A 22745-nucleotide genomic window follows, 5' to 3' on the forward strand; every position below is an offset into this window, starting at 1 on the left:
TTGACTGAACAAGCCCGTTAAATCGCAACGAAATAACGGGCATACCAGGATTCATTCAGGACTACGCCATGCTGCATCCAGGCGGCGAATCCTTGAATTAATTGACGATCAAGCCGTCTTCCATATGAAGAACCGTATCCATCCTTGCAGCCAAGGCTGGATCATGGGTCACAACAAGAAAACTGACTTTTAACTCCCTATTTAACTCCAGCATGAGCTGATAGATCTGCTCCGCCGTTTTGCTGTCCAGATTACCGGTTGGCTCATCAGCCAAAACGCAGTTCGGGTTATTGATCAAGGCTCTGGCTACTGCCGCGCGCTGCCGCTCACCGCCGGATAACTCACCCGGCTTATGTTCGACCCGATGCCCCAATCCGACTCGCTCCAATAAGCCATGCGCCCTGATTTTTGCCTGCTTAACCGATTCGCCGCCAATTAATAGCGGCATCGCGACATTTTCCAAAACGGTGAATTCACCCAGCAGATGATGGAACTGATAAATAAAGCCCAATGAGCGATTACGCAACTGGTTAAGTTCTCTGGCGCTAACCTTGTTCAGATCGAAGCTATTGAGAATAACGCTGCCGTCGTCGGGTTTATCCAGGCCGCCCAACAGATGCAAAAGTGTACTTTTTCCGGACCCTGAAGCCCCCATTATGGCAACACGCTGTCCTACGCCGATCTCAAGATCGACGCCTCTCAAGACCGTGACGTTAAGGCCACCCTGCTTAAATGTTTTGGTCAACTTCCGGCAGGAAAGAATTGATTGATTACTCATATCTTAAGACCTCGGCAGGATTGACTTTCGAGGCCTGCCAGGCAGGATAAATGGTCGCCAGCAACGAAAGGCCAAAAGACATGGCGGCTATCGCATAGACATCAGACCATTCCAGCTTGGAAGGCAATTCGCTGATGTAATACACATCGGCGGCCATGAACTGAGTATCAAAAAACTGCTCGATAGCCGGCACGATGGTCTCGACATTAAGCGCCAGCGCAATGCCTCCGACGGTTCCCAGTGCCGTACCTACCACCCCGATGATGCCGCCCAGAATAATAAAAATCCCCATTACGGAAGGCGCAGACAAACCTTGTGTTTTTAAAATAGCAATATCGCCTCGCTTGTCGGTCACCACCATAACCAGCGTCGATACAATATTGAATGCCGCCACCGCAACAATCAGTAACAGAATAATAAACATCACCCGTTTTTCAGTCTTGATAGCCCGGAAAAAATTGCTATGCGCTTGCGTCCAGTCGCTGACCCGGTAACCGTCAGCATACATCGTATTGGCCAAGGCACGGCTGATTTGAGGCGCATTAAAAAGGTCATCCAGTTTAAGCCGCAAACCGGAAACGCCGTCTTCCAAACGGAACAGCTTGGCAGCATCCGCCATATGTATGATCGCCATATTTCTATCGTATTCGAACATCCCGACCCGAAACATGCCGGTAACAGTAAACCGCCGCATTCTGGGCAGAATACCGGCAGGGGTGGAATTAACCTGCGGGGTGATTACGGTGATCTGATCACCCAGGCCTACGCCCAAATAACCGGCCAATTCGGCACCCAGCACGATATTGTAATTGCCCTCAACCAATTGATTGAGATCACCGGCAACCATCTTATCGCCGACTTCGGAAACAGCATGCTCCTGCTCGGGAAGAATACCTCTCAGCATAGTGCCACTGACCCGCCTATCGGCATTGATCATGACTTGCCCGTTAACAAACGGAGCCGAGCCTGCAACATGCGGGTAATCTTTCACTCGTTCCTGAACTTTAGACCACTCCTGTAATTGACCATCAATGCCGCTTACCGTGGCGTGAGAAGTCATACCTAAAATTCTTTCCCGCAATTCCGCCTCAAAGCCATTCATAACTGAAAGCACAGTGATCAGAGCGGTAACACCCAAGGCGATTCCCAGGATGGAAGTTAATGTGATAAATGAGATAAATTGAGTTCTGCGTTTGGCACGCGTATAGCGTAAGCCAATGTATAGGATTAGCGGTTTAAACATGAAATGATGTTAAATGAGGGTTAGGATTTTTTGCAATCGACACAAAAGCCATAGAGATAAAGACTATGATCGGTGAGATCATAACCCAGTTTGCTTGCTATTTCTTTTTGTCTGGATTCTATGGTCGGATCAGTAAACTCATCCACTTTACCGCATTTTAAACAGACAATATGATCATGGTGTCCGCCGCGGTCAAGTTCAAAAATCGAGTTACCCCCTTCAAAATGGTGCCTCTTGACCAAACCAGCCGCTTCGAATTGAGTGAGAACCCGGTAAACAGTCGCCAGACCGATTTCCTCATTTTCACTCAACAGAATTTTATAGACCTGCTCGGCAGTCAGATGCCTTTCCTCGGTCTGATTTTCTAGAATTTCAAGAATTTTCATTCGCGGCAACGTGACCTTTAAGCCTGCGTTTTTTAAATCTTGCTTTTCCAAATCACTCTCCCTATCCAGCCAGTAGTGTCTAAAACAAGGCGCATTACCGATTTCATGTATTCGCCATTCCTGTTATTTAGTTGATCGCCATATTAACACTTTTGTCTCTTATCTTTCACGAACAATAGACTGTCCTATACTTTTACCCGGATAAACGCCGGCAATAGACTGTTTTTGTGATTATTCAGCGTAGGTTGGATTGCACATTTTTCGCAACCCAACAATTAACGCCATGGCCTTGATATGTTGGGCTGGCTATCGCCAACCGCAACCAACAAGGTGAATCACCTGCATGTCGTTGCTCCGCTAAATAGTTACCTATTTATTAACCTGACACATACAAAGCTATCGACCCTTATGAATATCCCTGACTTTCGAGTTGAACCGGCCAATTACCGGGCGGACTATGATGATCTGCTAGCCATTCTTAACGCAGATAAGCAACCGGATGATGAGTCCGACATTATTGAGGCTGATTCAATCAATCCGCAAAGTATTTATTTTATTGCAAGAGATAATCAGCATCTACCGATCGGATCAGGCGGATTGACCTCCGAAGGCTTCATCGAAGGATTAGCCGTTATTCCGAAATGGTATAACCAGGGTGTTGAACAGGCATTACTGACGGCATTGATCGAAAAAGCCGCAAAATCCGGTTTGACCGAAATCAAGGCTCAAGCGGTTGAACGCTATAAAACCCTCTTTGAGCGCTTAAAATTCACACGTGTTACTCAAAACAACCCGGGAGTCTATAGCTTGAGTTTGACGCTAGAACCTGTCGCCCAAAAACCAGGCCGACCTGACCCCAAACCCGCCCCGGAAAGCATTGAGCCGGACAAACTGGAAAGCCTGAGTGCTATCCTGGAAGCCAGTACCCAGCTTATTGCGTCCGCCCGGCGGCAAATTTGCATTATCAGTAAAGACCTCGAATGGCCGCTTTATGCCCAAAATTCAATGCTTGAGGCACTAAAATCATTTGCTATAAATAATAGAAACAGCCTAGTCATGATACTGATTCAAGACCCAGGCGCCTTGAACGGGCGATCGCACCCCCTGATTGACTTGGCGCAGCGCCTGCCCTCTGCTATTCAGCTAAGAACACCGACAGAAATGGAGGATCTTGGTTATCCATCCGCGCTGCTGCTGAGTGATCAACGCGGCTATTTATTCCGCCTTAACAACGAACAAGCCAAAGGCGACTGGAGTCCGTGCCTGCCCTCGCGCAGCAAACAGCTCGCAGAACTGTTCGAGCGATTATGGCAACGCGCCAGACCCTGCACCGAATTTCGTGCGCTCAATTTATAATCCATCACCGGGCAACACGCTGTACGGGACAAAAAACGCGGCTTTCCTTATCCGTCGGGTTACTGAATTGTTGACTGCCCATTCTAGGATAATCAATGCACATCCTGTATCATTCAATTCTTTTTGCTAGTCCCGTACATGAAAAAGTCGATTTTCTATCCAGCCTTCATCTCAGCCAGTTTGACTTTAACCGGGTGTACGACCATCATGGAATATATGCCGGGTGTCTACAAGATTGATATTCAACAAGGTAACCTGATCGATCAGGAAGTTGTTGATCAACTCAGACCCGGCATGAATAAACGGCAGGTACTTTATATTATGGGATCACCGATGCTGATCGATGTTTTCAACGAAGACCGATGGGATTATGTTTACTCAGAACAGGAAGAAGGCGGTCCCAGAATGCAGAAACGTCTTACCCTGTTCTTTAAGGAAGACAGCCTCAAAGCCGTTCAAGGGGATTTCAGACCCAGCTCCAAACCTGTGGAACGGGTAGCTCATGAAACCACAATGGAACTTCCTCCAAGAGATTTGGAAAAAACACTGTGGGAAAAAATCACCGGATTGTTTGGATTTGACGGTTTATACCGAGAAGAATCGACAGGCAGAGCCCCGCAAAAAATGGACAGGCCTGAAGATCCTTTATCCAGCTCTTCCGCTCCGAAATAATCCGGCACAGCTTGCTGAAGTTGTTGCCAATCAACTCGCCTTCTTGGGGATTTCGAATACACACCGCAACCCTGCAAACTGGGTTTCGCTTTTGGCTCTACCCAGCCTAATCCGGCATAACTTTACGATTCTACTTCTTTAGAAGCACGGCTTCGGCGGGCGTCCTTCGGATCATGTTCCAAAGGCCGGTAGATTTCTACCCGGTCGAACTCTTTCAGCACATGATCCAGCTTGCAGGCCGAACTGAAAATACCGATTTTGGTTTTTGCCAAATCAATTTCAGGAAACCGTTTCAAAATACCCGAACTGTTAATGGCATCCTCTGCGGTAGAACCTTCCGGCAAGGTCACCGTCAAAATGATCTGCTCCTCCGGTTTGGCGTATGCAACTTCAACTCTTATCAATTGCTCAGCCATAAACTTGCTTTGCCCTTTGAGTAAAAGAACCCATCATAGTGTTGCAAATTTGATTAAAAACAGTTCCAAAGGCGATATTCGCAAGCAATCCGGACATTTCGAATTCCAAATCCAGCGAAATTTTGCTCGCATCTTCCCGCAATGGAATAAAGTCCCAGCGGCCTTGCAAATAATTGAACGGACCGTTTAATAGGGCGATCGTAATTCGCCCGCCTCTGTCCAGGCAATTTCGTGTCGCAAAGGATTTCTTAAAACCACCTTTGGCAATAAGCAGTTCCGCCTCCACGATATCATCGCTACGGTTTATGACACGACTGCCCGCACACCAAGGCAAAAATTCCGGGTACGCTTCAACATTATCAACCAGATCAAACATCTGATGAGCCGCGTATTTGACCAACGCGCTTTTCTGAATCATCGTCATTAAATGACCCCCACAACGTTTAAAAACACTAGAAAAACGGCAGCGGGTGAAACGTAGCACACTAAAAATCGCCAAACCTCAAAGTGTTGAGGATTAGTTAAATGCAATTCCTTTTTGCAGTGTTCCTGTTTCATAACCCAGCCGGCAAAAATGGCAATACAAAAACCACCAATCGGCAGCATCAGGTTAGCGGTCAAATAATCCAGCAATTCAAAAATAGTCCTATCAAAAATCTTGAACTCAGACCAAATATTGAAGGAAAAAATAGTTCCTAAACCCAGCAACCAAGTCACAGCACCCGCCCACACACAAGCTCTTTGCCTGGTCATATTGCGGGTTTCAACCAGCCACGCCACAGCCGGTTCGATCAGCGAAATCGACGAGGATAACGCAGCAAACACCAATAAAACAAAAAACAGAATGCCAAAAAACCAGCCGCCCGTCATATTGCCAAAAGCAATCGGTAGTGTCTGAAAAATCAGACCAGGCCCGGATCCGGGCTGAAGATTATTCTCAAACACAATAGGAAAAATGGCTATACCCGCCAGCAGTGCCACCAGTGTATCAGCTCCTGCAACAATGACGGTGGTCCGGGCAATTGAAATGTCTTTAGGCAGATAAGCGCCATAGACCATGATCGCCCCCATGCCCAAACTCAATGTAAAAAAAGCATGACCCATGGCCGTCAGAACCGATTGCCCGGTAATTTTTGAAAAATCCGCATTAAACAGAAAATTCAAACCCTTAAAATAGGAATCGGTACTCATGGCATAAGCCACTAAAATCAGCAACAGGAAAAACAAAGCCGGCATAAGCCATTGAACTGCGCGCTCCAAACCCTCAGTTACACCTCGGGCCACCACACCCATGGTAACCACCATAAAAACGGTATGCCAGAACAATTGCTGGAGAGGACTCGCCATAAAGTCATTAAACAGAGTCTGGACTTTCTCGCCGTCCGCTCCCGAAAAACTGCCGGTAAAAACGTTCAGAACATAAGACAAACCCCAACCCGCGATAACACTGTAATAGGACAGAATCAGAAAACCGGCTATAACACCTAACCAGCCCAGGTAATGCCAATTCGGATCAGCGCCTGACTCTTTAGCCAGCACGGTCATGGTATCGATAGGATTACGTTTGCCACGACGGCCAATCATCGTCTCGGCAATCATGATGGGAATGCCGATCAACAACACACACATCAGATAAACTATGACAAAAGCACCACCGCCATTTTCTCCGGTAATATAAGGAAACTTCCAGATATTGCCCAAACCGACAGCCGAACCGGTTGCCGCCAATATAAAAGCCATTCGCGATGACCACTCACCGTGCGATGATTTATTGGAATCCGTCATTGAAATGCCCGTCCTCTCTACATAAAAAGTCAATTTTTTTAATAATCGAGTAAAATACCAAAATTATTACTTTACGTCAGTTTATATATCTTACCGCGTGGCTATGGCCGACAAAAAATCCAAGAAAAAATCAAAAACACCCAATGCAACCATTGCGAATAATCGCACGGCGACTCACGAGTATTTTATTGAAGAACGTTTTGAAGCGGGCTTGGTACTCGAAGGCTGGGAAGTTAAAAGTCTGCGGGCCGGACGCGTTCAGCTCAAAGAAAGCTACGTCGTCATCAAACGCGGCGAAGCCTGGCTGTCCGGCGCACACATTTCCGCCCTGCTCTCAGCATCGACACATGTCAATCCGGAAGCCATCAGACAACGCAAATTACTGTTACACAAACGGGAATTGAGCCGACTGATCGGCAGCGTCGAACGCAAAGGATTCACTTTGATTCCTTTATCCATGTATTGGAAAAACGGACGGGCAAAATTGGAAATTGGTCTGGCCAAAGGTAAAAAACTCCACGACAAACGTGCCGCATCAAAAGACCGCGAATGGCAGCGTGAAAAAGAGCGGCTCATGAAACACGCCTAAAATAAGGCACTGTTCACGTTAGTAGTTGAAAGGACATTAATTCTGGCAATCCGTGCCGGAGCGACACCCCCTATTAATGCAAACAGTGCCTAAATTAAAGCGCCCATCCCCTGATAAACAGAGAGTGATTCGTCATGATAGACCACGCCAATTTGATAACCGCAGAAAACAGCGTGCTGCTGATTGTCGACATGCAAGCCAAACTGACGGCCACCATGCCGCAAGCCGACGCAGATTTAATGATTGCCAACACCGGCAAACTGATAGAGGCCGCCAATACACTGGCAATTCCCATTTTTGTAACCGAGCAATACCCTAAAGGTTTAGGCGCCACCGAAACCGCTGTTTTAAACAAACTGCCGGTCCATTCAAAAACCTATCCAAAAACCGGTTTCTCCTGCTGCGAAGCGGAAGGTTTCACTCAGGCGCTTGAACAAACCGAGCGAAGAAAAATTATCCTGGCAGGCCAGGAAGCGCATATCTGCGTATTACAAACAGCATTGGCATTGCTGGCTCTCGACTATCAAACCTATATCGTCGAGGATGCGGTTTGCTCGCGGAACCCGCAGCATAAAAACAATGCCCTGCAAAGAATGCAACAACAAGGCGCAACTGTCGCCAATTACGAATCGGTTTTGTTCGAATGGCTAAAAGACGCTCAACACCCCGACTTTAAAAGTCTATCAGCGCTGGTTCGCTAACTCATCCTCAGTACCCATTTACTTATGACGACCAAAGACTTAATCGAGAAAATCAAAGCCCAACAAGCCCTCAGCTTTGCAGACGTTATTGCAGTGATTCAGGAAAATTATGATTACATTCCTTCAGAATTTCATAACGGCCTTGATGAAAACAAACTGATAAACGAAGCGGGAAAAAACGAAGGGTCGTGTAAAATTTTTGCCTTCGCCAAACTCAACGAGTTAAATCAAGATGAAACGCTTGGCCTGTTTGGCGATTACTACCGTGAAGACGTATTAAAAAATCCGGAAGGCAGCGACCATCAAAACATCCGCAATTTCATGCGCTACGGTTGGAAAGGGATTTATTTCAAAAGCAATCCGCTAACGCCCAAAGCTTGAATTAACCCTAATTATTCAGAAAAGCAACAAAACTAAAGTGATACATGGTTGGGTTAGGCGATAGCCGTAACCCAACCAATGGCCTATTTGAAATCTGAATGCTTTTAATGTTGGCTTAGGCTCCCCGAGCCAACCGGTAAATGTCAACGTAGTTGTCGCATGAGTTGAAAATTAATGAACGGTAGTGTCGGTATTTTTTACCGCACTATCGCTCGGTTTATCGGGATTTAAACAGACTTCTGCCTGCCATTCCCAGTTTCGGGTATTACGACTCCAGCGCTCCGGTTTTTTGGCTTTAGCGGCCTCGTAAACGGCCTTGCGTTGCTTCAGGATCGCCCGATCTTCACCCCTGTGGCGTTGCTCAGGCGTTACAAATTGAATGCCACTATGCCGATGCTCATGGTTGTACCAGGCGACAAAGTCGGTTACCCAGTCCCTGGCGGCGGTGACCGAGGCAAACGGTTGGGTCGGATACTGGGCGTCGTATTTCAGCGTTTTAAACAACGACTCGGAATACGGGTTGTCGTTACTCACCGCCGGGCGACTCCGTGAGGGTGTGACGCCAAGCTGCTGCAAGGTTGCCAGCAGCGTTGCCCCTTTCATCGGGCTGCCGTTGTCGGAATGTAACACCAACTGGTGCGGTGGAATCCCTTCTCGTTGGCAGAGATCCGTGATCAGATCGGCCGCCAGTTCGCTGTTTTCTTGTTCATAAACTTGCCAGCCGACAATCTTGCGACTGAAGATATCCATGAACAGATACAGATAGAAAAACTGGCCTTTGATGAGGCTGGTCAAATAGGTGATATCCCAACTCACCAGTTGTTTCGGTGCCGTCGCGATGAGGGCTTTCGGCTTACTACGCTCGACCGATGGACGGCAGGCATGACGGTGTTTGACTTGTTTCGCCTCGCGAAAAATGCGGTAAATCGTCGACTCCGAGGCATAATACTCGCCGCGTTCGGCCAACATCGGCGCGATCTGATGCGGTGTTTTGTCTTTGAACTCATCGCTGTTGGCTAGGGCTAATACCTGAGCGCGTTCTTCGTCACTCAAACGATTACAAGGCACGTGTTGACGGCGCGTGCGACCGTCAACCGGCACGGCTTCGGGACGTTGCCAACGTTGTAATGTGCGTAGCGGTAGCCCCATCACCTCGGCAGCTTTGGCTTTACGGGCTCCGTGATCAAACGCTTCGTTAAATAAGGTGAGTAAATGGGTGCGTTCTGCAAGAGGGATCATGGCGCCTTTTCCTCCCAGAACGCGTGGCACTTTTTTTGAAGAATCAACAAAGCGGCGGCTTCTGCCAAGGCTTTCTCCTTGCGTTGCAGGTCTTTCTTCAGTTGTGCAATCTCGTTCTCCAAGGGTTTCAAGGCTTTCCTTGAGACTTGGCTGGGTTCGGTGACCTCAAGAGGTTTAATAAAGTCTTGTTGCCACGTTTGCAGGTGATGGGTAAACAAGCCTCGTTCACGGCAAAAGGCATTGAGTGCTTCGCCTTCCAAGCCCGCGCTGGCTAGCAAGGCTTCAAACCGTTGTTCCCGAGTCCAGTCTTTAGGACGTTGTTGTTTCATAGTGTTTGTTGTTGATTTGGATCGTGTCTGTTTAAGCCAGCCTTTCAGAGTAAACACACTGATAGTCAATTCATCGGCAATCGATTGAATACTTTTATCACCGCGTTGCAATACTTTACTCAGGGCTTGCTGTTTAAATTCTTCACTATAACGGGTTTGCATTTTGTACCTCTATAAAATTTTAGAGGCGACAACTATCCTGACACTGAGGGCAACCCAACCTACCCTGTATAATTACAATTATCCTAAAGACCCGAAGAAGCCCGGATAAGCCCCTTCAACTCCTTACGGTTTAACAGCACAATCCTCTGCAAAAGCGGATCTCTCTTAAAGTCATCCTTGGCAATTCGCATACAAAACAGGAAATAATTCAGCAAAGCCGCTCTTACTTTCGTCACACATTTACCGTCAACCATTCCGTAATCACGCTCGACCACACTTTTATGCGTTTCACTTAAACCCGGATGCGGCCCAACTTCAACAGTTACCCAGGTATCCCACAAACCGTCTAAAAAGGGCGGCTCATCAGCCTTACCCAAAATTGTGATTTGGTAAATCCGGGCCAGAACAAAATCACGGTAAACACTCTCCTTGATACTGTAAGCCCGCAAATGCCACTGCAAGCCATCAAACACCAGGGTATAAGGACATATTTGCAGCGTTGCCAACTCAAGACTGGTCATGGATTGATAAACAATTTCCAGCTCCAGATTAAAACGGATTGCCCGGACTACCGAGCGCATGAGCAACTCATCAATCTGCCGCCCCAAGGGATTAACGATTTCAACAGAAGGCAAATTGCCGACTAGAGACACCATTACCTTATTATCCTTTTGCTGCTGCAACTTCAAAACCAGCAATAACTCGCTGGTCGAACCTTCCATGAAACCCGGCTTGAACGCTCCGTCCACCACATAACGCTTCATATGCTTATCGTAACAAATGTTGCCGGGACATAAGTTTTGGTAAAGCGATAAATCCTTAGACGCCTGCACGCGGCTGATACCAAAAAACTCGACTAACGAACCGGTCGAAATCTCACCGCTCCAAAACACCGTCGCTTCAAGTAAAGTTAAACGCTGGCGTTGTTCCCATTTTAAATGGTCATGTAAAATCTCAGGCATAAAAATATGAAAATAAAGTTTGCACGGCAATAGATTTTAGTTTAAAGCTTACCTGAATTTTTCAAAGTTCTCACCGGAATTTTCCCTAAACACCATAAACTAATTTGGAACAAAGTCAGACGTTTCGGGAACGGTTTTGGAACGTTTTTCCGCTTGCGATGGCGATTTCTGCTTTGACGATAATGAAGAATGGGATGCATGGTCCAGTGGACTGGCTTCTGTTGGTAAAGCATTGATGTCTGAAGCAATCGCTTGATCTGACAGCAGTCTTGGATTCAATTTAGCGCAGCGTAACCGGCTTTCCGTCCTTATAGAAAAGTGCCGTTTAACGCTGTACTTTATAATCGTCGGCGGTACTTAGCGATATTGCGCTATCTTTAAGGAAAACCCAGCAAAATAAGGAGCCGCGGAAATGGACCGATTCGAACGAATCTACCAACTGCACCACATACTATCCGAGCGCAGAACACCAGCATCGAACCAATTTCTACAAGATAAACTGGAATGCAGTGAAGTCACCGTCAAAAGGCTGGTCAGACTGATGCGCGATCACTTCGACGCACCAATCGTCTACGACAGAAACCGAAACGGCTACTATTACGACACCGAGACCGGCGCACATCCTTACGAGCTGCCGGGGCTATGGTTCAATGCCGAAGAGCTTTGGGGTCTGCTGACTTGCCACACGATGCTGCGAAAAATTTCGCCGGGCATTTTCGGGGATCAGATTACCCAGTTGCAAAATCGGATTGAAAAACTTCTCGCGTTAGATAGAAGCAGCGCCGAACGTAAACTGGAATGCATTAAAATCATCCCGATCGCCTCGCGTCAAAACGTCAAAAATCCTTGGTTCGCCAAAATCGCCGGAGCACTATTCGACAACCAACGTCTCGATTTGATCTATGAAGCGCGTAGCGACGGGCATACTAGCGAGCGCAGCGTATCCCCACAAAACCTAGTTTACTATCGGGACAACTGGTACCTCGATGCATGGTGCCATCTTAGAAACAAACTGCGCACCTTTGCATTAGAACGCATTAAAACCGCCATACGCCAAGAAGTACCCGCCCAAAGCGTCGATCGGCAACAGCTTGAAGACTATTTCAGCGCCGCCTATGGCATCTTTTCCGGCAATGCTCAGCACATCGCAAAGCTAAAATTCACACCTGAGCGGGCCCGCTGGGTCGCCGACGAACAATGGCATCCCAAACAAACCGGTCGCCTGCACAAAGACGGCAGCTACGAATTGCAAATACCGTTCGGCGATCACCGCGAACTGCTGATGGACATCCTCCGCCACGGCGCCGAAGTCGAAATTTTGGAACCGGCTTTTTTACGCGACGCAGTGATCGAGCAAATTGAGGCCATGGTGAAAATCTATCAAAAAAAGTAGCCGCCGTATCACGCTTTGATACGGTAGCTATGCATAATAGCTGGCAAGACCGCTAAACGAGGTTGATATGAACCAAGCACTGTATCTCTCGTTCCCAAGCTCTTTGCTTGGGAAAGCAGTTCGAGAAGCTCCAGCTTCTCTAAACCCGTAAGCAAGAGCTCAAATGAAGAGTCTTCCAAACCTGAGTTTGGGAAAAAGCGGGGGGATCAAAATACTTGCTTTTGGATCGTAAAAAAGGGCTTCAGCCGCACCGAGGCCAACCCAAGTCTGTTGGACAGTATTATATACGCCGAATCGATTTCATCCGGCTGGCTAGAGAAATTTAACGACAATTTGCTGAGTCGGAGCAGCGCATTGCCAAGAAGCTCAAAACGAATTGCCGCCTATTTCAAATGGCGTGATGCAGACCGAATTTATATGAAAACAACCGGAATCCAAGCATGTTTCTCCACATAACCGAGGTCACGTATCTCGATGATTATCGTATAAAACTGGTATTTAACGACGAATTGATCGGTGTTGCCGATTTACGCAATGCGCTTTGGGGAGAAATGTTTGAACCGCTATTGGACCGGAATAATTTCAGCCAAATCAGATTTGGATCCGGAATTAGGTACCGTTTGCTGGCCCAATGGCGCTGACCTCGCTCCGGAGTTTTTGTACACATTGATACAAGCTAACAGTGAACCCAGTTTAAAGTGAGGCAAGCATGACCGAAACAGTCGGATATTACAGCTATTGGGGTAAAGCCAAACCGGAAGGCGAATCCGGTCCAGCCTATCATTTGTTGCCTTATCATTGTTTGGATGTGGCGGTAACTGACCAATGGTGGAAAAATAATTCCAGATTACGCCAGCAATTTAAGCAGTTCACACAATTGGATACAGAAGAAAATGCTTATGCCTGGCTGATGTTTTTTACTGCCTCAATTATTTAAAAAAACTCACCAAGAACAGCATCATGGAACAACTCACCGATCTTAAAGCCATACTCCACTCCAAACGCGCCAACATCTACTACCTGGAAAAATGCCGGGTGATGCAAAAAGATGGCCGCGTACTCTATCTGACAGAAGCCAAAGACCAAAACTACTACTGGAACATTCCTATTGCCAATACAACAGTGATCTTATTAGGCACCGGCACTTCCATCACCCAGGCGGCCATGCGTATGCTGGCCAGTGCCGGAGTATTGGTAGGCTTTTGTGGCGGAGGAAGTACGCCCCTCTTTTCCGGTAGCGAGATTGAATGGCTCACACCACAGAGCGAATATCGCCCCACCGAATACGTACAAGCCTGGCTCGGATTTTGGTTTGACGATGCCAAACGGCTTACTGTGGCCAAATCCTTTCAACAAGCACGAACTCAGTATTTACAGCGTATATGGGAAAAAGACCGCGACTTGAAAGCAGAAAACTTTTTTGTGGATGACCAAGAACTCAGCACAATCCTGAACAATTACACCAATCAAATCCCTCATGCCGAAAAAACCGGTGATTTATTACAAAAAGAAGCCCTGCTCACCAAACAACTCTACCGCTACGCCGCTAAAGCCACCCACCTAAATGACTTTATCAGAGAACGGGAAGCCACCGACCTGGCCAACGGCTATCTAAACCACGGCAACTACCTCGCCTATGGACTGGCTGCCACTACACTTTGGGTACTGGGCATACCGCACGGTTTCGCTGTCATGCACGGAAAAACCCGGCGCGGCGCGTTAGTGTTTGATGTCGCCGACCTCATCAAAGACTCCATCGTTCTACCCTGGGCTTTTATCTGCGCCAAAGAAAAAGCCACCGAACAAGAATTTCGCCAACAAATTCTGCAAAAGTTTACCGAACACAAAGCCCTCGACTTCATGTTTGACCAAGTCAAACAACAAGCCATGCGGGACGACTGGTCATGATGGTCACCTTTGTCAGCCAATGCGAGAAAAAAGCACTAACCCGCACTCGTCGTGTACTCGACGCCTTCGCCAACCGCATCGGTGATAACACCTGGCAAACAGTCATAACCGAAGACGGCCTGATTGCCGTTAAAACCCTGCTGCGCAAAACCGCCACTAAAAATACAGCCGTGGCTTGCCATTGGCTGCGTTCCAGAAGCCGGAGCGAGTTGGTTTGGATTGTGGGGAATAGGAAGCGGTTTAATGCTGAGGGGATCGTGCCAGTGAATAGCACCGGAAAAAATTTAAGTCATCGTGAATGGGAAAAGGGTTGGCACACAACGGAAATCATTGCCATTGCCGCAGCAATTGCAGGACTATTCCATGATTTGGGCAAAGCCAATGATTTGTTTCAAGAAAAACTTAACCCAGCCAGAAAAGACAAAAAGCCTAAAAGATTCGAACCATACAGGCATGAATGGGTGTCTTTACGGATTTTTCAGGCATTTGTTAATGGAAGAAACGACCAAGAATGGCTTAAACAATTAGTAAATGTTGATGAAGATATAGAAAGCCAAGTTATACAAAAAATATTTGTCGATAATCCTGGCTCGGATACATTCAACAATCCATTCGACACCTTACCGGCATTTGCAAAGCTAGTCGCGTGGCTGGTGGTTTCTCACCATCGTTTGCCGGTTTATCCCAAGTTAGGTGAAACGGAGCCTAGCCTTGACCAGCTTGATACATGGTTAAACTACGCTTTTGACGAATCTTGGAATTCAACCAATAGCCAAAACCACGTATGGGAACAGCAGCACTTAGAAGCCAATTGGAAATTTTCCAATCGAACTCCATTGGCAAGCAAAACATGGCAAAAAAAGGCAACAGAGCTGTCAAAACGGGCTTTGACTTGTCAGGGCTTGAGCGAAGTCGATTGGTTTAACCAACCATTTGTTATGCATTTGTCACGTCTGGCCCTAATGCTCGCCGACCATCACTATTCTGCCAAAGACGCGCAAACCCGCTGGCAAGATGCCCATTACCAAGCTTTTGCCAATACCGACGAACACCGCCAACCCAAGCAAAAACTGGATGAGCACAATATTGGTGTAAGCCAGCATGCTTTTGAATTCATTATAAATTTAAGACGCTTACGGGAAGAATTGCCAACGCTTGCCGACAACAAAACGTTAACCAAAGGCCCAAAGGAAGATAAAGAGCCATGGCAAACTAAAGCCTTCCAGGCTGCTCAACAGATTCAAAGCCAAGTTAAAGATCAAGGCTTTTTCGGCATCAATATGGCTTCGACTGGAAAAGGCAAAACCTTGGCGAACGCCAGAATTATGTATGGTTTAGCTGACGAGTCGGAAGGCTGCCGCTTTAGTGTAGCCTTAGGCTTACGGACATTGACTTTACAAACAGGTGAAGCCCTGCAAGAACGCTTAGAGCTCGATAAAACGGACATTGCCACGCTGATTGGATCACAGGCTATTCTGCGTCTAAACCAAATCAACCAAGGCAAACAAAATGAGGACGATCCATTTGCCATGCGCGGTAGCGAAAGCTTGGAGTGGGGGTTGGATGATGACGGTTTCGATGTGATTTATGGCACCGAACTTTACGAAGGCCAACTGGAAAAGTGGTTCCCAAATAATCGAAAAGCCAAAAAACTGTTACATGCTCCTATATTAGTCAGCACTATCGACCACTTAACGCCTGCAACCGAAGGCGTTCGAGGCGGCAGGCAAATTGTACCAATGTTGCGCCTACTTACATCCGACTTGGTTTTAGATGAACCAGACGAATTTGATTTGAATGACTTGCCAGCCTTGGCTCGATTGGTGAATTGGGCTGGTATGTTGGGCGCAAAAGTATTGTTATCTACGGCAACTATGCCGCCTGCATTGGCTTATGCCTTATTTGAAGCCTACCAAGAAGGGCGGAAAGCATTTAATGCCGCCACCAATCAATCAATTACACCAAAATCCGTTGTGTGCGCGTGGTTTGATGAGTTCAGTGTACAGACATCAGAACAGGAAAACATTCAGAGCTTTATCAAAGCGCATGATGAATTCATTCAAAAACGCATTACCAAGCTCGCTCAGGATAATTTAATTTTTCGTAAAGCAAAATTGTTGGCAATTGCTGCGACAGCCGATTTACAGCCACTTGACACGATGAGTATAGTAATCCGGCAGGGCATGATGGACTTACACCGAGGCCATCATCAACAACACGCATCCGGTAAAAACATCTCTCTCGGTTTGGTACGCATAGCCAATATCAACCCATTAGTGGCAATTGCCAGATTGCTGTATGCCAATCCTGCACCGGAAAATTTCCGTATCCATTACTGCGTTTATCACAGCCAGTATCCATTGGCGCAACGAGCATTCATTGAAAGCAGATTAGACCAAGCTCTCAACCGCAAAGACCCAGAAGCCATTTGGAATTGCTCCGAAATTCAACATGCCTTAAGCCATTATCCAGAACAAAATCAGCTTTTTGTGGTATTGGCAACATCGGTGGCGGAAGTCGGGCGTGACCACGATTACGATTGGGCGATTGCCGAACCTAGTTCCATGCGCTCAATTATTCAAATAGCTGGACGCATACAGCGCCATCGTAAGCAAACACCTGAAACAGAGAATTTTTATATTCTGGCTAAAAACTATAGGGCTCTTAAAAACAAAGATGACAACAAAATGGCCTTTGTAAATCCAGGATTTGAATCAGAACACCGAATAGTGAAGCCAAAAGATTTAGCAGAAATTCTACTAGAAACTCAATTTTCAACTCCGAATGCCATTCCTAGTATCCAGCGACCTAAAAAATGGAAAGAAACCTCACCATTTTTAAACCTAGTGACGCTAGAACAAATTGCCTACCGCCAAAAGTTATTTGAAAATACAGATAACAAAGGTCCTGCTAATTTATGGTGGCAAAACCAAGTTACATGGTGCGCCGAAATCCAGCGCAAGCAACCTTTTAGGGCTTCTTCACCTGACCAAGCGTATAGCCTTTATCTTGCAGAAGAAGAGGACGAACCCGTTTGGAAAATCAAAAACGAGAACGTTAATCCCATTAAATATGAAATCGTATCGGATATTACAAATATTGATGTAACGCCAGTCCAAGGCAATCAACCTTGGTTTGTCTTCAATATTCAAGATCAATACGGAAATTTAGCAGAACAACTAGAAAAGCCTTTGAAATATATCAGCTATTGTTTCGGCGAAATACGCCTGCCGGACTATGAAAATCAAATAAATGAATGGTATTACTCCCCAATGCTTGGGGTTTTTAAAGAAATTTTATAGAGGATATTTAATGGAAAATCCACAAAAAATAATTGAAGATTTTTTTATCGAAAAAACTCAAGACTCAGTAGCAGCAGGTTTTGAAGAAATTCTTAAGCCTATAAGGGATAAGAAAAATAACCATAAACACAAAGATCAGTTAGAAAAATATACTAAGGAATACGATGCCTTTGAATCAAACCAATGGATGCGTAAGAAACTCGATAAGCTGGTAGTTATTTTTGGTGCTGATGAAAGGATATCTGAATTACTTCAGCAAGCTATAGATTTATATCAAAACTCCTCTGACCACAATGAATTAAAAACAAATCTTGCCGCGCAATTTAAATCCTTAAAAAAAGAGGTGAATAAATCTCATATTTCCGAGCAAGATAAAAAGTATTTTCAAAAAATTGAGGGTGATAAACTTCAAACGGATAAAATCAGAAAAAATCAACGGTTACTTGAAAGATTGGCTGTCGTTGACGATAAAATCGCCAGCGCAATTAGTGGGGCAAAAGAAACTGCTCAAGAAAAATATCAACGAAATACATGGATTAACGATGCGGCACAAAAGGCCAGTGAAGTTAGTGTTGGTATGACCCATATTGCAAAACTGACTCATTCCAGCACGAAAGCCTCAAATATAAATGCTACAGCGTTATACAAAAATTCTTCTAAGCCCTTAGTTATCACTGTTAATTGTTCAAAAGAAATAAAAAAAGATTTTGCTTATTCAACAGCCGCTTACGCTCAGATTGCAGAGTTCTTGCAATTAATTGGAAAAGAAATCTGCATAAATCCAACCTTGTTAAAACCATATGCTCAAGACGATAACCAGCTAATGGATTGGCAAGAGCAATTTAGTTTAGCTTTTAACGAAAAAAACAAATCCAGTCATATTCTGGCTAAGCAAGTTTATTTTCCTTTAACTTCAGTAACCGACTATCACTTATTAGCCCCACTGATTTCATCATCTCTAGCGCAAGTCATTTATAACCGAATTTGGGAAGCACGCCGAAAAGACACACCCGTAAATAAGGCTAGAGCTGATGAAACTTTCAGTTCAGAAATAGCTAGGTCGTTTCATAGAACCGCCGTCTTAAAAGCCACACAAACTAATCATCAAAATGTTTCCAATTTAAATGGAAAGCGCTCGGGACAACTAATTTTGCTGCCAGCCGTTCCACCACAATGGCAAACCCAAACCAAGCCGCCCATTCATTTAAAAACTATATTTAATAAACAACTTGCTAACCAAGCCAAAGAACCGCTGACAGAACTCAAGAATTTATTGTTAGCCATTAAGGCCAACAAACTCAGTGTAAATCTTCAGCGTAAGCAAATTATTCGTAACCATCTAGCGGATATTGCCGAAGTGGTGCTCGATTATGCAAGACAAGTTCAAAGACTTAAAGAGTATTCGGGATGGTCGCAAGAATCGAAATTGCCAGTACATCAACAATATTGGCTTGACCCTTTAAGACCGGAAGAAGAATTTCAAACCGCGAAAACTACGCTCGATTGGTCAAGTGACGTGATTGTCGATTTTTCCAAATGGGTTAACCGGCATATAAAACACAAACAACTCACACTAGGCGCTACACACGAAAAACAGTGGCAAAAACTGTTTTTGCCCTTATTGCGCGAATTTAATGCCATTGCTGAAGTGGATTTAGAAACCAACACAGAGGAGGTGGGAGCATGAGTAATGCCTACATCGTTTTTGAGCGTATCAGTGTCCACGATGCCAATTGCATTGCCGGATTTACCTATGGCTTTCCGGCGATAACGCATTTTTTAGGTTTTGGTCATGCCTTATCCAGAAAACTAACGGTCAGTCAGTCTGTGACTTTGCAAGGTTGCGCCGTCATTTGCCACCAGCACCAAATACACGCCTATCAACCTAAAGGCTTCGGCGATTATGTCTTTGCCCAAAGCAAAAATCCGCCGACTACCAGAGCTAAAGCTAAAGAAACGCCCCCTATTATCGAAGAAGGCAAAATGGATATGACGGTTTCCTTAGTGATGGCTTGTCCTGATTTGAAGGTAAGCCGAACGGCTGAAATTAACGCCTTAGCGCAAACCATCAAGAATTTGGCATATCAACATCGCTTGGCAGGTGGTTCGATTCACCACATTGAAGCTATCCATGTACTCAATATGGATCAGCAAAAATTATCAAAAAAACTTAAACGCTTGCTACTGCCTGGGTTTGTGCTGATGGATCGCTCCGATTTGTTAGCCAGCCATTATCAGAACTTAAAGCAAGAAAAATCGGATGTAGAGTTAATGGATGCTTGGCTGGATTTTTCCGCCCTTAAATATCAAGCCAAACCCAAACTTAAAGAAAACGAACTCGAGCCTACCGATACAACCGAAGCAGAATGGCTACGAATGGACAAACCCGCCAAAGGCTGGCTTGTACCCATCACCAACGGTTACAAAGCGATAAGCCAAGTTTATCCCGCAGGTGACGTGGCTAACACACGCGATTTCACCACGCCCGTTTGCTTTGTAGAAGCCGCGCACAGCATAGGTGAATGGCGCAGCTTGCACCGTATCCAACAAGTGTCAGACATGCTGTGGCATTACCGCCACGATCAAGATTGGTATTTATGCCATCAAGGTAAACAGGCAGAACCCGAACCAGCAACCAATGAATTAGAAGAAGTTGCTGACGATGATTTTGAAGACGATTTTTTGAGTTCACTTAACTAAGGAGAAAGACGATGGCTGAAAAAACAACTAAATCGACCGTACTATCGCTACCATCGGTACTGGCATTTAGCCGTAAACTGGAAGTGTCTGATGCATTAATGGCATCGGGCTTGTGGTCCGACATCGACAAGTCCGATAAATGGCAACCGATTGCCTTGCATGAAAAAAGAAACCGCGCTACTCATAGTCAATTTGGTGCTAAAGATGACGACAAATCAAAGCCCAATCTTTCTTGGGGTGACGATGCCACCCTACCGCATGATGTTGATACCTTACGTGTCAAATTTACATTAAAAGTTTTGGGACAGCTTGAAGAACCGACAGCCTGTAACACGCCAGCGTTTGAAGAAAAGGTGACTGATATTGTGGCGGCCTATCGTATCGAACATGAATTTAAAGAATTAGCTCTCCGGTATGCCAATAACATTGTGAATGGACGGTTTTTATGGCGTAACCGTGTTGGTGCCGAGTCTATCAGTATTGAAATAAAACACGGCGAAAGGCGCTGGCTATTTGATGCCTACGACTACCTTCTTAATCAATTCAGAGCATTACCCGATGAAAGTAACCATCCTTTTGCCCAATTGGTTTCAACAATCCAAAGCGGTTTGCAAGGCGACGGTTTTGAGTACTTAGAAATAACTGCATTCTCTAAACTTGGATCAGGTCAGCATGTATTTCCATCACAAGAAATGGTCATGAATCCGCCAAAAGATCAAAAAACGAAGTTTTTATTTCAATTAAATGGTTGTGCCGGTATGCACTCCGAAAAAATCGGCAATGCCTTGCGGACTATCGACACATGGTACACAGACGACTGTAATGTAAAAGCTATTGCCATCGAGCCGTATGGTTCGGTTACATCTCGTGGAGAAGCCTACCGCATTTCAAAAAATGATTTTTATACCTTATTCATTAAATGGCTGAAAGAAGGCGAGATTCCCGCCGAACAGCAGCATTATGTTATTGCGACGCTGATTCGCGGGGGTGTCTTTGGGGGTAATGAGTAAATGATGAATTATTATCAGGAACTATCGTTATTACCCCAAGATGAAGTCCCTATCCATTTCCTCTGGTCAAAAGTCTTCCAGCAAATCCATTTGGGATTGGTCGAGATACAGGATGATCAGGGATGCGTGCCGATTGGTGTCTCGTTTCCTGAATATGTAACGGGGCAAAAATTCAGCATATTGGGCGACAAATTGCGGTTGTTTGCTATAGACGAAATGACACTCGCTCGATTTGATGTCGCCAAATGGTTGGCTCGTTTGAGCGACTACGTCCATTGGACCGGCATTCGCCCCGTGCCGGAAAAAATTACGGCTTACGCCTTTTTTCAACGAGAACAGCCCAAAACCAGCAAAGAGCGTTTAGCCAGGCGCTATGCAAAAAGGCATCACATCGACTATGACTCGGCGTATCAACGCTATAGCGAAATGCCTCATAAAAGCATTGCGACACCCTTTATCCGTCTTAAAAGCTTGAGTGGAAACCAGGAGTTTTGTCTCTGGATTAAAAAATCCACGACTACCGAGTCCACTGGCACGACATTCAGCAGCTATGGTTTAAGTGCTGTTTCAACCGTGCCTGATTTTTGATCCATTTTCTTTCGCGGCATAATGCGGCAAAATCCCGCTCACCCCATAAGCTGCCGAATGGGGTGAACGGGATTTACAACTTTACAGACTTGATTTGGCTTCACTCAACCCGCGTGTATTTTAGTAGGTGGAGGTAATGTAGCTGACACAAAAGTCATCAGCCGGATTCCTAGAGTATTTGGACTCATCAATAACAGATTATCCTTTTACGGTAAGTCCATAAAGGAACCACTCATTCCCGATAGTCACTTAGCAATTCGTGACACCTCGCCCTCGCCGTATTGAAATTTAGGAAAATTTACTGCATGTATTAGGCAAGCGAGATGCTGGCTGATTATATAAACACAAAATCAAACTGACCGGTTTCGACCCAAGTTTTTTAGGCTCTTTAACAACATAGAAAAATCAATCAGTTACAATTGATCAAAAAATAATGGTCAAAACAAGAATTTCCAGCTAAGTACTTGTTGCCATTATTTTTTTGTTCTTTATACTTCAGTCCGCTGCCGCACAGGCAGCTTAGAAAAATAAAACAATCGCCTTATTTTCAATGCTCGTGTCCGCTGCCGCACAGGCAGCTTAGAAATTCTAAATTTGCCGCTTCAGCAACGGCAAACTGTCCGCTGCCGCACAGGCAGCTTAGAAAGCAATTAGGAGTTACAGACTTGAGTAGTTTTAGTCCGCTGCCGCACAGGCAGCTTAGAAAGTTATGACGCTTTTCAAAAAACAATTGAACAGGTCCGCTGCCGCACAGGCAGCTTAGAAATATGAAACCCGCTCCCAGTGGGTAGAGCGCGAGTCCGCTGCCGCACAGGCAGCTTAGAAATTTCAGGATGTGCCTTAGC

At 45.6% G+C, this 22745-nt stretch carries 22 protein-coding genes and 1 CRISPR repeat array (1 of these 23 cut by a window edge); of the genes, 14 read left to right on the top strand and 8 right to left on the bottom strand.

Features of this window, described 5'->3' with window-relative positions; all coding sequences use genetic code 11:
• Window positions 1-97: 97 nt before the first annotated feature.
• Genes lolD through fur form a run of 3 tightly spaced genes read right to left on the bottom strand, consistent with a single transcriptional unit; the run spans window position 98 to window position 2458 of the window.
• Complete coding sequence (gene lolD / locus GO003_RS22770) at window positions 98-778, bottom strand: lipoprotein-releasing ABC transporter ATP-binding protein LolD (protein ID WP_159652395.1); 681 nt, start codon at window positions 776-778, stop codon at window positions 98-100.
• Window positions 771-2021 carry a lipoprotein-releasing ABC transporter permease subunit gene (locus GO003_RS22775; protein ID WP_159652397.1) on the bottom strand — a complete coding sequence of 417 codons (1251 nt, stop codon included), beginning with the start codon at window positions 2019-2021 and terminating at the stop codon, window positions 771-773. The genes lolD and GO003_RS22775 overlap by 8 nt, the downstream gene beginning before the upstream one ends.
• A 20-nt stretch (window positions 2022-2041) precedes the next feature.
• Window positions 2042-2458, bottom strand: a complete 417-nt coding sequence (gene fur, locus GO003_RS22780; RefSeq protein ID WP_159652399.1) for a ferric iron uptake transcriptional regulator — start codon at window positions 2456-2458, stop codon at window positions 2042-2044.
• Between the two features lie 357 nt (window positions 2459-2815).
• Here fur and GO003_RS22785 point away from each other — a divergent pair, with 357 nt between their 5' ends.
• Together GO003_RS22785 and GO003_RS22790 are read left to right on the top strand one after the other, a co-directional pair.
• Complete coding sequence (locus GO003_RS22785) at window positions 2816-3763, top strand: GNAT family N-acetyltransferase (RefSeq protein ID WP_159652401.1); 948 nt, start codon at window positions 2816-2818, stop codon at window positions 3761-3763.
• A 138-nt stretch (window positions 3764-3901) separates the two neighbouring features.
• A complete protein-coding gene (locus GO003_RS22790; RefSeq protein ID WP_164505702.1) occupies window positions 3902-4435 on the top strand; it encodes an outer membrane protein assembly factor BamE in 534 nt (177 codons plus the stop codon).
• A gap of 122 nt (window positions 4436-4557) precedes the next feature.
• On the opposite strand, the gene GO003_RS22795 is transcribed toward GO003_RS22790, so the two are convergent.
• From GO003_RS22795 to GO003_RS22805, 3 genes are read right to left on the bottom strand one after another with little or no spacing between them, the layout of a single operon-like run.
• On the bottom strand, window positions 4558-4836 hold the full coding sequence (locus GO003_RS22795) for an RnfH family protein (RefSeq protein ID WP_231089234.1): 279 nt from the start codon (window positions 4834-4836) through the stop codon (window positions 4558-4560).
• A 7-nt stretch (window positions 4837-4843) separates the two neighbouring features.
• Window positions 4844-5275, bottom strand: coding sequence for a type II toxin-antitoxin system RatA family toxin (locus tag GO003_RS22800; protein WP_159652405.1), 432 nt, complete (start codon window positions 5273-5275; stop codon window positions 4844-4846).
• Complete coding sequence (locus GO003_RS22805) at window positions 5275-6636, bottom strand: sodium-dependent transporter (RefSeq protein WP_159652408.1); 1362 nt, start codon at window positions 6634-6636, stop codon at window positions 5275-5277. Before GO003_RS22805 ends, GO003_RS22800 begins: the two co-directional genes overlap by 1 nt.
• A gap of 103 nt (window positions 6637-6739) precedes the next feature.
• On the opposite strand from GO003_RS22805, the gene smpB reads away from it, so the two are divergent.
• The 3 genes from smpB (at window position 6740) to GO003_RS22820 (ending at window position 8307) form a co-directional block, all read left to right on the top strand.
• Window positions 6740-7225 carry an SsrA-binding protein SmpB gene (gene smpB, locus GO003_RS22810; protein ID WP_159652410.1) on the top strand — a complete coding sequence of 162 codons (486 nt, stop codon included), beginning with the start codon at window positions 6740-6742 and terminating at the stop codon, window positions 7223-7225.
• Between the two features lie 134 nt (window positions 7226-7359).
• Window positions 7360-7926, top strand: coding sequence for an isochorismatase family protein (locus GO003_RS22815; RefSeq protein ID WP_159652412.1), 567 nt, complete (start codon window positions 7360-7362; stop codon window positions 7924-7926).
• A gap of 24 nt (window positions 7927-7950) precedes the next feature.
• A complete protein-coding gene (locus GO003_RS22820; RefSeq protein WP_159652414.1) occupies window positions 7951-8307 on the top strand; it encodes a HopJ type III effector protein in 357 nt (118 codons plus the stop codon).
• A 171-nt stretch (window positions 8308-8478) separates the two neighbouring features.
• Here GO003_RS22820 and GO003_RS22825 read toward each other — a convergent pair.
• Together GO003_RS22825 and GO003_RS22830 are read right to left on the bottom strand one after the other, a co-directional pair.
• Window positions 8479-10037 (bottom strand): IS3 family transposase gene (locus GO003_RS22825; protein WP_231089157.1). Its coding sequence is split into 2 segments (ribosomal slippage): window positions 8479-9575 and window positions 9575-10037, totalling 1560 coding nucleotides; the frame shifts between segments, so codons are not numbered across the junction.
• A gap of 83 nt (window positions 10038-10120) precedes the next feature.
• Window positions 10121-10999 (bottom strand): WYL domain-containing protein, encoded by an 879-nt coding sequence (locus tag GO003_RS22830; protein ID WP_159658097.1) that lies wholly within the window; start codon window positions 10997-10999, stop codon window positions 10121-10123.
• A 412-nt stretch (window positions 11000-11411) separates the two neighbouring features.
• Here GO003_RS22830 and GO003_RS22835 point away from each other — a divergent pair, with 412 nt between their 5' ends.
• From GO003_RS22835 to cas6f, 9 genes are all read left to right on the top strand, one after another.
• On the top strand, window positions 11412-12392 hold the full coding sequence (locus GO003_RS22835; RefSeq protein ID WP_159658098.1) for a helix-turn-helix transcriptional regulator: 981 nt from the start codon (window positions 11412-11414) through the stop codon (window positions 12390-12392).
• Window positions 12393-12832: 440 nt separating this feature from the next.
• Window positions 12833-13033, top strand: a complete 201-nt coding sequence (locus GO003_RS22840) for a DUF2442 domain-containing protein (protein WP_231089158.1) — start codon at window positions 12833-12835, stop codon at window positions 13031-13033.
• Between the two features lie 68 nt (window positions 13034-13101).
• Complete coding sequence (locus tag GO003_RS22845) at window positions 13102-13329, top strand: HD domain-containing protein (RefSeq protein ID WP_159658099.1); 228 nt, start codon at window positions 13102-13104, stop codon at window positions 13327-13329.
• A 23-nt stretch (window positions 13330-13352) separates the two neighbouring features.
• The gene (gene cas1f / locus GO003_RS22850; RefSeq protein ID WP_159658100.1) at window positions 13353-14300 is read left to right on the top strand and encodes a type I-F CRISPR-associated endonuclease Cas1f; all 948 of its coding nucleotides are present in this window, start codon (window positions 13353-13355) and stop codon (window positions 14298-14300) included.
• Window positions 14300-17602: a type I-F CRISPR-associated helicase Cas3f gene (cas3f, locus tag GO003_RS22855; RefSeq protein ID WP_231089235.1), complete on the top strand. Its 3303-nt coding sequence runs from the start codon at window positions 14300-14302 to the stop codon at window positions 17600-17602. Before cas1f ends, cas3f begins: the two co-directional genes overlap by 1 nt.
• A gap of 10 nt (window positions 17603-17612) precedes the next feature.
• Window positions 17613-19289, top strand: coding sequence for a type I-F CRISPR-associated protein Csy1 (gene csy1 / locus GO003_RS22860; protein WP_159658102.1), 1677 nt, complete (start codon window positions 17613-17615; stop codon window positions 19287-19289).
• Window positions 19286-20302, top strand: a complete 1017-nt coding sequence (gene csy2, locus GO003_RS22865) for a type I-F CRISPR-associated protein Csy2 (protein ID WP_159658103.1) — start codon at window positions 19286-19288, stop codon at window positions 20300-20302. The genes csy1 and csy2 overlap by 4 nt, the downstream gene beginning before the upstream one ends.
• Before the next feature lie 11 nt (window positions 20303-20313).
• A complete protein-coding gene (csy3, locus tag GO003_RS22870) occupies window positions 20314-21312 on the top strand; it encodes a type I-F CRISPR-associated protein Csy3 (protein ID WP_159658104.1) in 999 nt (332 codons plus the stop codon).
• Window positions 21313-21900, top strand: a complete 588-nt coding sequence (gene cas6f, locus GO003_RS22875) for a type I-F CRISPR-associated endoribonuclease Cas6/Csy4 (RefSeq protein ID WP_159658105.1) — start codon at window positions 21313-21315, stop codon at window positions 21898-21900.
• A 498-nt stretch (window positions 21901-22398) separates the two neighbouring features.
• Window positions 22399-22745: direct repeats of the CRISPR family, unit length 28 nt; unit sequence GTCCGCTGCCGCACAGGCAGCTTAGAAA; it runs 9020 nt beyond the window's last position.

The organism is Methylicorpusculum oleiharenae (assembly GCF_009828925.2).
In the GTDB taxonomy this organism is placed as follows: Bacteria; Pseudomonadota; Gammaproteobacteria; order Methylococcales; family Methylomonadaceae; genus Methylicorpusculum; species Methylicorpusculum oleiharenae.

What these genes read in the sequence shown, in the direction of transcription:
- lolD (WP_159652395.1), bottom strand. Translation starts at nt 778, where the DNA reads ATGAGTAATCAATCAATTCTTTCCTGCCGGAAGTTGACCAAAACATTT.
- GO003_RS22775 (WP_159652397.1), bottom strand. Translation starts at nt 2,021, where the DNA reads ATGTTTAAACCGCTAATCCTATACATTGGCTTACGCTATACGCGTGCC.
- GO003_RS22785 (WP_159652401.1), top strand. Translation starts at nt 2,816, where the DNA reads ATGAATATCCCTGACTTTCGAGTTGAACCGGCCAATTACCGGGCGGAC.
- GO003_RS22790 (WP_164505702.1), top strand. Translation starts at nt 3,902, where the DNA reads ATGAAAAAGTCGATTTTCTATCCAGCCTTCATCTCAGCCAGTTTGACT.
- GO003_RS22800 (WP_159652405.1), bottom strand. Translation starts at nt 5,275, where the DNA reads ATGACGATGATTCAGAAAAGCGCGTTGGTCAAATACGCGGCTCATCAG.
- GO003_RS22805 (WP_159652408.1), bottom strand. Translation starts at nt 6,636, where the DNA reads ATGACGGATTCCAATAAATCATCGCACGGTGAGTGGTCATCGCGAATG.
- smpB (WP_159652410.1), top strand. Translation starts at nt 6,740, where the DNA reads ATGGCCGACAAAAAATCCAAGAAAAAATCAAAAACACCCAATGCAACC.
- GO003_RS22815 (WP_159652412.1), top strand. Translation starts at nt 7,360, where the DNA reads ATGATAGACCACGCCAATTTGATAACCGCAGAAAACAGCGTGCTGCTG.
- GO003_RS22820 (WP_159652414.1), top strand. Translation starts at nt 7,951, where the DNA reads ATGACGACCAAAGACTTAATCGAGAAAATCAAAGCCCAACAAGCCCTC.
- GO003_RS22830 (WP_159658097.1), bottom strand. Translation starts at nt 10,999, where the DNA reads ATGCCTGAGATTTTACATGACCATTTAAAATGGGAACAACGCCAGCGT.
- GO003_RS22835 (WP_159658098.1), top strand. Translation starts at nt 11,412, where the DNA reads ATGGACCGATTCGAACGAATCTACCAACTGCACCACATACTATCCGAG.
- GO003_RS22840 (WP_231089158.1), top strand. Translation starts at nt 12,833, where the DNA reads ATGTTTCTCCACATAACCGAGGTCACGTATCTCGATGATTATCGTATA.
- GO003_RS22845 (WP_159658099.1), top strand. Translation starts at nt 13,102, where the DNA reads ATGACCGAAACAGTCGGATATTACAGCTATTGGGGTAAAGCCAAACCG.
- cas1f (WP_159658100.1), top strand. Translation starts at nt 13,353, where the DNA reads ATGGAACAACTCACCGATCTTAAAGCCATACTCCACTCCAAACGCGCC.
- cas3f (WP_231089235.1), top strand. Translation starts at nt 14,300, where the DNA reads ATGGTCACCTTTGTCAGCCAATGCGAGAAAAAAGCACTAACCCGCACT.
- csy1 (WP_159658102.1), top strand. Translation starts at nt 17,613, where the DNA reads ATGGAAAATCCACAAAAAATAATTGAAGATTTTTTTATCGAAAAAACT.
- csy2 (WP_159658103.1), top strand. Translation starts at nt 19,286, where the DNA reads ATGAGTAATGCCTACATCGTTTTTGAGCGTATCAGTGTCCACGATGCC.
- csy3 (WP_159658104.1), top strand. Translation starts at nt 20,314, where the DNA reads ATGGCTGAAAAAACAACTAAATCGACCGTACTATCGCTACCATCGGTA.
- cas6f (WP_159658105.1), top strand. Translation starts at nt 21,313, where the DNA reads ATGATGAATTATTATCAGGAACTATCGTTATTACCCCAAGATGAAGTC.